Source organism: Parabacteroides caecihominis (genome assembly GCF_023656785.1).
GTDB classification, from domain to species: Bacteria; Bacteroidota; Bacteroidia; order Bacteroidales; family Tannerellaceae; genus Parabacteroides; species Parabacteroides segnis.
The window spans coordinates 156801-171329 of the sequence record NZ_JAMOKS010000010.1 but is presented as its reverse complement, the minus strand read 5'-3'; the positions used below and the strand labels follow the sequence as shown (position 1 = coordinate 171329).

General features: G+C 42.9%; 4 protein-coding genes. 1 reads left to right on the top strand and 3 read right to left on the bottom strand.

The window, feature by feature from the left end; genetic code table 11:
* Positions 1-141: 141 nt before the first annotated feature.
* The 3 genes from NBH14_RS10450 to NBH14_RS10440 all read right to left on the bottom strand — a co-directional run bounded on the left by NBH14_RS10450 (position 142) and on the right by NBH14_RS10440 (position 7453).
* Positions 142-5820, bottom strand: a complete 5679-nt coding sequence (locus tag NBH14_RS10450) for an alpha-2-macroglobulin family protein (RefSeq protein WP_128132959.1) — start codon at positions 5818-5820, stop codon at positions 142-144.
* 266 nt (positions 5821-6086) lie between these two features.
* Positions 6087-6584, bottom strand: coding sequence for a dihydrofolate reductase (locus NBH14_RS10445; protein WP_128132960.1), 498 nt, complete (start codon positions 6582-6584; stop codon positions 6087-6089).
* 74 nt (positions 6585-6658) lie between these two features.
* Positions 6659-7453, bottom strand: coding sequence for a thymidylate synthase (locus NBH14_RS10440; protein WP_250817411.1), 795 nt, complete (start codon positions 7451-7453; stop codon positions 6659-6661).
* 1738 nt (positions 7454-9191) lie between these two features.
* Here NBH14_RS10440 and NBH14_RS10435 point away from each other — a divergent pair.
* Complete coding sequence (locus NBH14_RS10435; protein ID WP_250817407.1) at positions 9192-14303, top strand: DUF6383 domain-containing protein; 5112 nt, start codon at positions 9192-9194, stop codon at positions 14301-14303.
* Positions 14304-14529 lie beyond the last annotated feature (226 nt).

The window sequence follows — 14529 nt, the reverse complement described above, 5'->3', positions numbered from 1 at the left end:
TTTATTTAGCTATTGTTTATTCTACAAAGATAGACAATTGAATTGAAAATTGAGAATTGAAAATTGAAAATTACCTTTGGACGGATATAAGAACATTCTGCTACTCTTCATATTCAATCCCTAATTTTCAATTTTTAATTTTCAATTAACCGTGAGGTTCGTGCCTTCCGTATGTGAAACGAATTCAGGTGCGTACAGGCATTGGATGGTACTTAGTCCTCCGGCATATTCACCGGTGCGGGACACGTAAACCGGATATTCAATAACGAAAGTTCCTTCCGGCAGGCGGCTGAAGAAGAAGTTTTCGGAAACATCCGTAGGCGACTGGTAATAGGCGACTCCGTCTCTGAACTGTGTTCCTGATAGCTGGTTGGCTGGTTCGAAACAGCCGGCGCGCAGGTCTTTCAGGAATACGTAATCCATTTCGCGATCTGTCCGGATAGTCAGGCGTACGATTACTTTGTCTCCGACGCGGAGCTTTCCGTTTTCTACCGGTACAATCTGTAAGCCGCTGCCGCTGTTGTTTTCGATGAATAATTTCTTTTCAACATTGAGTACACCTTTCTGTTTTTCCACTTTGTCGATGTTTTCGAAATACTGTTCGTAAACGGCTTCCCAGGCAGGTGTATTTCCTTCCTTCCGAATGGAAATGGAATTACTACCGGAAGAAATTTCTTTTTCATCCAGTACCACTTTCAGATAACCGGTGGCTGTTTCACCTTCGGCAGTGCTGTATGTTTTGCCGCCCCATGTTACGGTGCAGGTATTATTTTCATTCAGCCAGTCGTTTCCGGTCAGGATTAATGCGTAGATTGCATTCAGTGTTGCAGGAACAGATTCCCAGTTCTGCGTACGTTTCTGATTCAACAGCCATTGTTTCATACGGTCGGTGTCTTTCTTATCTTGCGATAAGGTATTGAACACTTTCATCAGCAGGCAATGAGTGTCGATCGGCGAAGTGAAATAACTGTTACTTCTCCGGTTATTGGCCCAATACATACCCTGTTCGGTAGTCGTGGTGGCTGTTTTGCGCAACCAGGCCAATATCGTATTGGCAACCTCTTTCTTGCCGTTGCGGTACATCAACAGGGCGATTTCACCTTTTCCGTAAAGGGATTGTTCGCCCCAGGTCTTTTCTGCCTGCGTTGTATAGAAACGGATTGCTTCGCGGGCATCACCCAGTTCCGGAATGTCGCGGTAAGCGCTGCGGACATAGAGAAATTCGAGTTGCAATGCGTTCGGAACGCTGCTCTGCCATTTCTTGTTGTTCTTTTGCAGGCTTTCATAATCGGACTGCATTTGTTTGTCCAGATATTTGAGCGCTTTCATCTGCATTTCCTTTTCCTGTTGTCCGTATTGTACGGCGCTCATTTCAACCAACTGGGACATCCCTTTCAGGATAGACAGTGTTATTTCGCGGCTTGCCGGGAAACCTTTGAACCAGCTCCATCCGCCATCTTCGTTTTGTAGCTTTACTATTTGTTGCATGGCTACTTCGCGTTGTTGTGCTGCCCGGTTCATATCAAACAACAGGGATAAACGCTGTTTTTGTTCCGTTTCATTCTCGGCTGCCAGCACCCAGGGAGTTTCTTCCAGCAGGATATTTTTCAACTCCTGATTCTTCTGGAGATTTGAATAAAGGGTAGAAGCGGTTCCGCCCTGTGCCTTCCACTGGCTGATTACTTGCTGGATGCGCGGATTGGCTGTTGCGATATAATTAGCCAGCGTATTGCTATAATAAGAGGCGAACCAGGAAATGACATTGTCATTTGTCGGTTGGGTAAGCGTAGGCAAAGCCTGTACGGCATACCAGATTGGATTGCCTGTCAGCTCCAATGTCATTCTGAACGGATTGCGGCTGTCCGTTCCATTCTTTCCCGACAACCGGATTTGTTTTTCTCCGTTCTCCATCAGGTAGAAAGGTGTGCTTTCCGTTACCAGTATTTGGTTGGAGAGAACCGGAATCAAATGTTGTTCACCGTCACTACCGGATTCGGAATCTGCTACGATGCGGCAACCAATCAGATTGGTGGTCTCCGGTACGCGGAAAGTCCATGAAGCGGTGGTGATGCTGTCGGCAGACAAGGTAAACGGCTTTTGTGATTTTGTCAGACAGATAACCGGTTGGTCGGTTGCCGGGTCGAACAATTCAAGGCTGACACGTCCGTTGATAGTCGCTTTTGAATTGTTGATAACCTGTGTGCTGACGGATACTTCGTCACCCTGGCGCATGAAGCGTGGCAGGTTCGGCAATACCATCAATGGTTTGCTGCTGATGACTTCTTTGGTCAGCATGCCGTATTTCATGTCTTCCGTATTGGCCAGTGCCTGGAACTTCCAGGTCGTATTGCTTTCCGGTAACGTGAACTGTACCATGACGTCTCCCTCCTCATTCGTCAGTAATGACGGATAGAAGAAAGCGGTTTCGTTGAAGTTTTCGCGTATCTGGACAACTTGCTGCTCTGACATTCCCTTTTCAGCCGGAGCTCCGTCTGCCAGAGAGAAGACAGCCATATCTGATTCAACCTCTACTTCATCGTCTGCAACCATTTCTACATTTCCGGTAGCGGTTGCAGCGTCATGAGTTCTGTAACCGATAACCTGTGCTTCAGCAGCGGCCATAGGGGCTGCCGACTTCATCATGATGCCTCCGGCATACATTCCACGGTTTCTGAAATTCATGATTCCTTGCCAGTTCAAGCGGTCATATTGATAATCCGGAACATTGACATTTTTCGACTCTTCTGATTTATAAGCTGTCTTATCATCCATGCCGATGCCTCTGTTGAAAGAGGGGGCGGACAAGTAGAAATATCTTCTCGGGTCGAAATTCCATCTGAAGGAACCGGATGGTAATATCTTATCTAACGACGCATCGTACATGCTGGCCAGCATTTCTGCAATAACAGGCATGGAGTCTGCATCTAAGATCCTGAATTTCCATGTCTCTTTATTGCCGGGTAGCAGATGGTCACGGAAGGTAATCGGTTTGATTGCCAATGAGAGATTCGGTTGTTGGCGTTTAATATCAGTTCGTGATGTATATAATTTGCCGTCTTTTACAAAGGTAAATTGTGCCACGACTCCTTCCCCGTAGCTTTCCATGAATGGGATACGGAAGAGATGGTTTTCATTACTCAGTACGATGCGTTTGCGTGAAATACATTGGTTGTCCTGGTAAAGTTCATATAAAATATGTGCGTCTTTGTCGGATGTGCCAAACAATATCTTCGCCTCTTCACCGGGAAGACACCAGACTTTTTCATCTAACATCCAGGTGTGCATGAATACCGGCGGTCTTTTATCGCGTAAACTATATAGGATGAAATCCTGCTTTGTAGTAACCGGACGTCCTTGTGAATCATTTGCATCCAGCTTGATTTGATAACGGCCGGAAGCTAGTTTGGCGAATACATTTTTATCAATCGTTTTACCGGATGTAAAATTACCGGTTGCCACCTGTTCTTTTACTTCATATTCAATGATTCCGTATTTGGACGGTTTTTTGGTGTCGCCCAATCTGTTTATCGTATAAGTCCCATTCACTGTTATTTTTTCACCGTTCAGTGTTTGTGCCGATACGGAAGCCTTTACAGAATCTTTGTCGAGCTGTCCGGAAAGGTCGGTATTCAGGACAATACTTGATGTCCCAACAGAGAATACGGAAGTCGCTTCCTGGGTTTCACCATTGCTGTCGGTTAATGTGGCTGTGACCAGATAACTTTGATAGGCAGGGAAATTGCTACTTGATTTTTCCGGACGGAAACTGAAAGAGAATGTCCCGTCGCTGTTCACAGTAACCTGTCCTTCTGCTACTTGTTCGTTAGAAAAACTACTGATGTAGCTGCGTAACCAGAAGGGACGTTTGTTGATACGATAAGTAATCTCTCCGCTTTGCAGGGAGATACCGGAAAAAGTCTGTGCTTTTCCCTGGATTGTCACCAGGTCGCCAAACGTAATTTCACCTTTTACCGGAAGTAAATCAATGAAGAAAGTGGGACGTTTGTATTCCTCTACACGGAAATTCACACTTTGATATTCGGTAGACAGCGTGAACATTCCTCCAAGGGTTTGCTGAGGCAAAGTGAATTCACCGTTGAAAGAACCGAATTTATTTGTCTTGAACTCTTTGGTGGCCACTTCTTTCCAGTTCGCATCCCTGAGAGTTACTTTGAACGTTTCGCCTTCAATGGCATGAGGCTTGTCGGTCGTATTTGTGTAAGCGATTCCTTTGAAATACAGATTTTGTCCCGGGCGGTAAAGTCCGCGGTCTGTAAACAGGGCCAGTTCCGGACGTTTTGTCTGGCTGATTTCCCGTCGTCCGTTCGGATAAACGGCTGTCAGCATTGTTTGTGAATCTCCCGGACGGGCCACCTGATAAGCCATCATATCGTGTTTATGTGGAAAGACAGCGATGCCGTCTTTATCTGTTTTTACGGTTCCCTGTGGTTGCATCTCACGGCGTTTTCCCGAATAATAAGTTACTGAGGCATCAGTGATTGGTTTGCCACTTAAATAATCGGTCACCAATACTTCCGTATTTCCATTTTGCATACTGCGCGAAATGGCAGCCAAGCGGCTTACCTCGAATAGATTGTTCGTTTTCAGATTCGTTCCGGGAGCGGTAATAACACATTCATACAATCCTGTCTGGTCCATCGGGATGACGAGGCTCGTATCCAGCTCGGTATAGGTATTCGGTACTTTTAATGAAAAAGTAACTTCTTTGACCAGGGTTCCCAAATTGTTTGCAGTATCCTGAGTGTTATAATTAAGTGTCTGTTGCGGAGTTTTCAGGCTCTTGTATATGCGAGCGGTAATCTGCCGGATATTTTGATATCTGAGTTTTAGAGTCAGTTTTTTTCCGGGATACACATTATTGTCTGTGTTGACTTGCAGGAACGGGTTTTGCATATTGGCCAGCCTATTTTTTATCAGGCCGATCCGTTCATAGTTCGGAAAGCGGGCAATTGTTTCTTTGCAAAGTTCGTACTCGGCAGTTTTCAGAGAATCCATATTGGCTTCTGTTCCATATCCGTAAAATCCGTTATTCAGTTTAGCTGCAATGATTTCCACGGAATAATCTTTATTACCGTAGATGGCCAACAGGCTATCCAGTGCGGATGTATAATTATTTCTTGCCTGTTCGGAATAGCGGGTGGTATATTTGAATCTCAGATAGTCCAGGTTGGCAAGCATGGCTGCTTTTTTGTCCGGTTGCGTGTTCAGATAGGCAATAAGTTCTTCATATATCTCTGTGGAAGGAGCGATGTCAAGAGCACGGAACGCCAGAAAGTCATATAATGTAGGGCGCAGGGCAGGCGTGTCTTTTCCAGTCTCCAGTATGGCTTTGAAATCGGATACCGGTGTTTCCTGCAACAGCTTCGCCGGTTGCAGGGATGCGGTCAGTTCTTCCTTTATCTTATTCGTGAAAAGGTTTGAAGTCCATTCGCGGATATCTTCGGGAACGTATCCGGCCAGGTCGGTCCGCTGATTAATCTTCCAGCGGTTCATCGTATAATACTGATTGTACATCTCGGCAACCATCGAGTGTAGTACGGCTGTAGAAGCCGGTTCTTTACATTCGGCCGCATAGTTTTCCACTTCCTTGATAAGTTCGGGGAAGTCATCGTCATTCACATCCAGTTGTTCTTTCATCCGGCTGATCAGCGCTTTGATGAGTTGCGGTGTATTTTTACCTTGAATAGCCTCGGTAATCATTTTGCTTTCATTTTTAGGTTGTGCCGCATTTGTATACATGATAACCGCTGAAATACAGCATAGTATCAGGGCGGAAACAATAATAGCTTTTATCTTCATATCTATATGGGTTTACATGTTAAACAACGTTCTTTGCTATATAGATACAAAGAAAGGGTAAAAAGATGTAAACTGTTTGTTAATAAGGTGTAATAATAAATTGGCGTGGTAATAAGTAATGAGGAGGTGTAAGGTTCAGGATTTCTATAGGAAGGTTATTGTTTTCGACGTCCTCATAAATGTTTTCGACGTCCTCATAAACATTCACGAGGGCGTCAAAAATATTTATGAGGCCCTCGTGAACAGGAAACTATCTGTACTATCATTTATTTCTTGCGAACGTAAGTCAGGAATGTGTACGGATAAGCGTGTTTTGCATCCGCCGGGAATTCCTGGCGTTCTACTTCTTCCCATAAATCCCAGTTTACGACAGGGAAAAAAGTATCAGCATCTTTAAACTCACCATGTACGCGGGTGATGTACATTTTGTCTGCGATGCGTAAAGCCTGACGATACACCAATGCACCGCCGAGGATGAATATTTCATCTTCTTTTTCACAAATATCCAGTGCCGAACCCATCGATTCGCAACCGAAGCAGTTCACAAAACCGGCTTCCGGCAAGGTGGTCAGGACTACATTCTTCCGGTTGGGAAGCGGTCCTTTGGGCAGAGATTCGAATGTTTTACGTCCCATGATTACGGCGTGGCCGGTTGTCAAATCTTTAAAACGTCGCATATCGGCAGGCAAACGCCATAACAACTTGTTGTTTTTACCAATCGCGTTGTCATCTGCAATAGCGGCAATAATTGAAATAGTACTCATAAACTTATCGATTTATTAGTAATGTATATACTCTCTCTTTAATTTTCAATTTTCAATTCTCAATTTTCAATTCCCTATACCGCCACTTCTCCTTTGATATGGGGATGCGGGTCATAACCGGTCAGGTTGAAATCTTCGTATTTGAAATCGAAGATGTTTTTTACGTCCGGATTTATTTCCATCCGGGGAAGAGGACGCGGTTCGCGGGTAAGCTGAAGCTTTACCTGTTCGAGGTGATTGCTATAGATATGAGCATCCCCCAGCGTATGAACGAAATCTCCGGCTATAAGTCCTGTCGCTTGTGCCATCATTTGTAATAATAATGCGTAAGAAGCAATATTGAAAGGTACGCCCAGGAATATATCTGCACTGCGCTGATACATCTGTAAACTCAGGCGTCCGTTTGCCACATAAAACTGGAAAAACGCATGACAAGGCGGGAGGTTCATATTATCCAAGTCACCCACATTCCAGGCACTGACAATGATCCGTCGGGAATCCGGATTATGTTTGATCGTTTCGACAGCTTCGCTGATCTGGTCGATAGAACCACCTTTATAGTCTGGCCACGAGCGCCACTGGAAACCGTAGATATGTCCCAGGTTTCCATCGGAGTCCGCCCATTCGTTCCAGATACGCACTCCATGTTCCTGCAGATATTTTGCATTGGTATCCCCTTGAAGGAACCAGAGTAACTCGTAAATGATAGACTTCAGATGCAGCTTCTTTGTCGTAAGCAGAGGAAATCCCTCTTCCAGATTGAATCGCATTTGATGGCCGAAAATACTTTGTGTACCGGTACCTGTACGGTCTTCCTTCCTCACTCCCTCGGCTAATACGCGATTCAGCAATTCTAAATATTGTTTCATTTTTATCTCTATAGTAGCTTACAAAAGTACGAAAGGGATTTGTATAAAACAACAGGTATTTTTTTTTATGTTCTTTTCTCCGGCTACACGGGGACAGGATAGTTCAAATTTGACAATAAATGAACCATTCATAGCTCGTATGTTTGCCAACAGTTGTGCACAACTGTTGTGTCAGCGTGGTGAAATTGTCATCGAATGTTCTCTCATAGGTTACTGGCTATTATATTAAAAGCGACTATCAACTAGTTTATTAGTAGTTAGTTAGTATTACTGGCCTGTACGGAGGAATTGAATACGGTGTACAGGGTAACGGGATGAGGTGTACACCCTAACCGACTAGGGTGTACAGGGTAGCTTTACTGGGTAGGGACTTAAGAGACAATAGATAAGGAGGTATGTAATAGTTCCTCCTTTATCTCTTTATAGGAAATGAAAGAACTAATTTAAAAAGTCACATTGCCGGATGACAGGTAACGATAACTGATGCCGGCATTGCCGGAACGAAAAGAGATTCATTTTTAACTTCCATTGAGCGAGTCCATCGTTCTGTAAACCACCCTCCAATAAAGTTTTCAAACTTCACCTTTCAGATTTCAGGATAGATAACTGATTGAAAAATAGCGGATCCGCCTGAAGGATGCCTTACACAGGAAGTAGATTCCGATAAGTAGGCATCCGTTCGCCAACGAATAGTTATCCATTGGCCGGCGGGAAGTTATCCGTCCCAAAAGCATAGGTGTTCCGAATTGTCAAGACAGCTTTTTGGATGACAAGTGTATATATTTGAAGACAAAAGTCTTCTATTTTACCGGCAGCTATTTAACCTTGAATTCTCGTATACATTTTTTAGCAGTTTCCTCCTTTCAGTCGGACGTATTGAAAAACATTCTATCCAGAACATTTGAAAGCTGAAGGCAATAGTCTGCAATTCATAAGGGGGTCGAATCGGATAACAAACAGACTTATATTATAGACTCTTGTATTTGATTCCGGGAATAGTTGTTTTCCGATTATAGAAATCGTTGAACCTACTTTTCCCTTGATCTTTTGGTTACTGACAAATCTTGAACCAACCCGTATCTCCGTTAGCATGTTGAACTGATTTATTTGATGGGAGGTGACAAAATGATAATCGGGAGATGTAGTCATAGTGTGCATATTACATTTATATAAATGCAAATAATTTTTTATTATACTGCTTGGAAGTATGGATAATTTTGGATATATATTTATTAATATTAAAGTACAGGTACGTTAGTTTTATGTACTTACAGAACACTCCTGTTGAGTAAAAAAAGATGCTTTAACAAATAGGCTGAATCCTTTGTGTGGAATATGAATCAAGGGCAGAGGTCGAATTTTGAATGACTAAAAAAAACGTTCCTTTTTTTCTTGCAGCAAAAATACGCATTCCTTTTGAACCTGCAATTCTTTTCAGAACTTTTTTCACTTTTCTATCTGCTTTCTTATCAGTACGATACGGAAACAAGGACAAAATACCCTATTCCTGTTACAAAAGTAAAAGAATCTTAAACGCGTGGCGAGAAAAAAGGAACGTTTAAACTCGCCAAATCGGTAATCGATGAGTAAAAAAGATGCCCATATACAGGCATTTAACAGTTCCCCTAAAATGCTTTTTCTTGTGTCCTACGGGTTTAGGCGGTTGAAATGAGCTAAATGGACGAAAAATAGTCAATTTGAGTATAGATCATAATTTTATTAATTAAATGTTTTACGTATGAGAAAAAGTACTTTGGTAAAAGGCGGGTCGGCCGCTCTTTTATGTGCTATGGCTTTTTATGGCTTGTCTCCGATGCTGAATGCAGCAGATCCGGACTATGCTAATATTAAGGCGCCGTGGTATAAAACCGTGAACAGTGTTGCCCAGTGGGAAGACGAAGGTGGTCTTGTTACAGAGAGCATGATGAAGCTTACTGAGCGGGTGAATGTTCATGATCATTGGGTTGCAAATTCAACTTCTTATGGAAACTATGAGTCGTTGATCGATTTTACACAAATGGGAGCTGGTGTGATGAATGGTGTTTTTGCAACATTCCTAAATGTGGATCCAACAAGCGGTAACTATCAGAAACCGTTTACAGGTAAATATCTGGAAATGGATTATTCGGAAATTAAGAATCATGAGATTATGAATACTGCCGAATATATGAAGTTTACGGATGAGAAAGGTAATACGGGCTTGGGTATTTATCAGAACCAGAACGCCAGTGCACGTGTAGACTTTGTGTATAGCACAAAAGGTCTGACAGGTGTTGAAAGCGTTGAACTGGATGTTCGTGCTTTTGGTAACACGGATCTGGTAAACCGTAAGATCGACTGGACATTTGATGTATACGTTTATAACCTGGACGGTTCATATGTTAGTCAAATGGTTAGCGATCGTGCTATCTTTACTGCAAAGAACCACACAATCGGTGAAAGACATCTTACACATGTGAAAGCAAGTGTTTCGGATGCTGATAACCAGAATCCGAATTCATGGCAGCAGGGGTCCCTTGATAACAAAATTATCATTGTAATGTTAAGAGGTGCCAAGTCAGTAGAAGATCCGGAAAGTGATACAGGTTCTTCAGACACTGAACCGTTAACTGTATTTACGAATGCAAGATTGGCGTTTACTCGCCCGGATGTTGCTTTCGGTGCAGCTAATGCAAAAGTATTTGAAGCTGGTGCCGGACGTAACACTTCTTGTGCTCCTGATACATTGGTAACAAACGTTGAGTTCTGGAATACGTTATATAAGAATAACTATAGTAAAACTAACAACGTATATACCGATAAATTCAGTGCTGCATTCCGTGATGGTCTTTACGAAGCAGATCAGGATGCTGCTCCGCAGGAAGAACTGGCATATTACAAATTGAACGTTAAGTATCCGTTTATCGCAGATAAGATGGAAGTTTCTAAAGAAAGCAATCTGGCGGAAGTCGATGGTTTTGTTTCTTTGGATAAAATGTTTGATGATGGTAAGATTGGTAGAACGGGTACACCGGGTGTAAGTAAGGAAGTAACTTATCTTATTCCTCGTGAATATTTTGTTCAGACAGATGCAACAGACGATCGCGATTGCAAATCAAGCGCTCGTTTCACTTACTACTTTGCTCCGCAAGAAGTAAAAGCATTTGACAAAGATGATTATATCTGGTCTACAATCACAGCAGAAGCATCGGATACAGCTCGTTATGCACTTCAGGCTACATCTATTCCTGAATATAACGAATTGAACGATCTGTTCTTCGACGAATATCTGGATTATAAGACTGCAAAAGTTAGTTTCAAGAACTTGCCTTATTTCAACTCGTTCAACAACGGACGCGAAATGAGTGAAATGCATTATGGTGAATTGCTGCTGGTTAACCAGACAAAAGCTCCGAAGCATTCAACAGGCCGTTATGATGACGATGTAAATATCAAGGGTTGGAAGATCGTCTATACAAAAGATGGTAAGAAAGATTCAACTTATGTACCGGGTCGTTATCTGCCGATGACAGTTCAGGGACATAGCTACACCGACTATGCTGCATGGTTGGAAGAACATGGTTGTCCGGATTGTTGTATAGAAGATTATCCTGAAGTTGTAGGTACTGACGCAACAGTGAAAGTTATCGACTGTTCAGGTAATATCTATTCGAATATCGTTAGCGTTAACGCTATCTTCAAATATCACCGTGGTGATGTGAATATCGGTGACGACGAGTCTAAGTATGTAAATGAAACATATACTATCAACCCGGCTCTGACTTACGATGCGTCTATCGCAAGATATTTTGAAAATGGAAAGACATTGGATGGTACAACTTATACTTTCACCGGTCAGGATCTGATGGATAAGAAAGTAGAAGGCACTGTATATGAAGGACCGATCAAGATCTACGGAAACAATACATTCGTATGGTTCAAAGATACCGATCAGTCTCTGTTAAGCCATGCTATGGGTGTTCTGAGCTCAGAATTAGTAAAATACTTCGAAAAGATCGACCGTAAGGACTTCTTCTTCGCTCCGTTCGACGAATGGGATGGTTACAAATATGAGTCAAGACCTCACACTGTTAAGATCTTTGCTACAGGTTTGAAACCTGATGTAGAAGGTGGTACAGTTGCTTCAATCAAGGTCTTCAAAGAACAGTTCTCTAAGACTGAGAACGTTGACGACGCTATCTATCATACAAATGCATTCGTATTCTCTGGTGAAAGCCTTGACTTTGCGAAAGTATATGTGAAGAAAGGTTCTCAGGAAAAACCGATCGAAGAATATAACGGTGCTACATTCGGTAAATTTATCGGTTTGAGCGTTGGCGATACTTTGGTCTATAAAGTGGACCTGGATAACGACTATGCTGTACAGTATGTGGAAGAAATGGGTCTTGACATGACTGTTAAGTATGTTCCTTACAATGACGTGAATCTGCTTCCGATCGCAGCTGAAAGCTGGAACGAATGTTTTGGCGGAACTCCTAACGTATTCAACCACGTAGCTCAGTTCGGTGCAACTGCATCTAACAAAAAAGGCTGGAATGAGTTCTATACATTCGGTACTACCGACAGAGGTTTGATCACTACAATGAATGCTGATAAGATCATCGGTTCTTATACTAGCTTCTATTCATTCCTGACTCAACAGTTCGGCTCTTGCAACTCTTGCGGTGGCGGTAGTGTAGCAGATAGAGTTTCTTCTTCTGGCAGTTCAAGCGAAAACTGGGTTCCTGCTCCTAACTTTATCTATAACGAAATGTTCCGTAAGGATTACAAGACTCGTTATGTAAATACTTGCTATCCGGTACGCGACGGTCAGTTCATCATCGCAGGTTTGAACATCGTTGACCCGGTTGACATGGAAGTATTCTCTAATAAGAAGGGTGCATTCGAATATGAAGTAACAGTTCTGGGCGACCTGAACGGTGAAGCTTATGGTAGAGTAGATACAGTAGGTACTATGGTTCAGATTTCTCCGAACAAATACGGTGAAATATTGGCATTGGTTTCTGCTAAGTTCGATCCGAAAGATCGTAACGGTCTTGAAATGTCTATCGATACAATTACCAGTGGTTCTGAAAGAGGCATGTGGGCTCGCTACTATGCAAAAGACTCTATCCGTCTGGCTCCGCAACAGCATGGTGCTGACGCAGAAGCTTACAACCGCGTATACTTCTTCGACCTGGATGATTATAAACATAATCTGACAGTTAACGACGAAAGATGGGCACACTTCGGTATCTGGGCTCCTTACGGAATCAATGTGAACGATACATTGACAGCTGGTATCAAGGGTGACGTGAAAGTTCCTGAAGTATGGTTCAGCTCTGACGCTGCCGGTAAGAATAAGATCGAAGGATTCCAGTTCGGTGTTGTAAATGGTGGTGCTTCTAAAGATTCTGTATTCTATATCCAGGGTCGTGACCTGCCTCATTACGGTACTACTGTAAGTGGTGAAGAATCTAAGGTAGAACAGGAAATCAACTTGTTGAGTGCTTCTGACTTGTTCACATTCGGAACAAACAAAGCAAAAGAAGTGAAACTGTTCATCCGTGAGAAATCTATGGAACTGGCTGCAACAGCAGAAGAAAATCCTTATACATTCAAGGGTGGTGAAAACGACCTGGTGAACGATGTTCTTCGTGGCGACGTAGCTGCTCAGATCGGTGTTCGTGCAACTCCGAATGTAGAAGATCTTTGCGACGTAGAAAACGCATTGTCTCTGTCAGCTGTATGTGATGTACAGAAGAATCTGCCGCTGGCATTCACAGCCGGTCTTGAAATGCCGTATATTAAAGATATGGAACCAGGTGATGTAGGTGGTAGCGATGCTCGTATCAAGTGGACAGCCACTCCGGGTGCTCAATACTATCAGGTTGCTGTAGGTCGCTTCACTCCGAAGTATACTTCTGAAGATGTATTTATGTCTGAAGTACGTGCTGACGATGCAAGCAGAACTATCTGGGTTGAATTGTTCAACGCAACAGGTGATGTTATCCACCGTGATAACAAAGTTAACTACTGGTTGGAAGTAACTAAAGAATATACAGATGCAGCAGGTAAACCGCAGAAAGAAGTAACTAAGGTAAGTGTAGACAACTTCGAATTGCAGGGTAATACCCAGCCGATCGACAGAAACTGGGGTTATGCTCCGATTGCCCACCAGATGGACAACATGGATCTGACTACCGATATCACGAAACCGGTTAAGTATACAATCCGCTTGATGGAAGGATTCCAGACTGATGCACATCAGATCGATATCTATCTGTTCGATACTCCTGCAACATGGATGGTTAGAAAACCTGTTCAGGGTATGCCTATCAACGGTGGCGAGTTCAATACTGGTGACTGGAGAACAGAAGTAGGTTCATTGCCTACAGCATATTACGAATGGCAGGATGATATCAACTTCGACGGTGAAGAATCGTTCAAGGTTGCTGCTACTGCAACATCAATAGCTGTTCATAACCTGATCCCGCAAACTGCTTACACGGCACGTGTACGTGCATTCAACGAATGTGTAGGTGGTGAAGAAATGATTCCGTCGGAAGATTATTATGACTTCGCTACATCTAAGACTGCTACCTCTACTGGTGACATCTACTTCGATGAAGCTGACGAACTTGATCCGGTATCCAACGAATCTATTAATACAACTGACGTAACAGTTCTGGGTGGCCAGGGTAAGGTAACGATCCTGAATGCTGCAAACAAGAATGTTGTCATCAGCAACGTATTGGGTCAGACAATCGCTAACACGACAATCAATTCCGACAACGTTACATTCAATGCTCCGGCAGGAATCGTAGTTGTTGTAGTTGATGGAACAACAGTGAAGGCTGTCGTTAAGTAAGACAATGAATAACTATTGATATAAAGAAGTTTATAATCAATAATTTAAAATAGATAACCGCGCGGCGGCAGTAGAGGCGTTGCTTGCAATGCCTCTACCTGACACCAACTAATCCGTGAGGACGAAAAAGCGGATATTAATACTAAAGTAATGAAATATAAATTCTTCCGCTAGTATTGCTGTGAAGCAGGAACGTGGACAAAAAATTGGGCCCTGGCAGTAAATA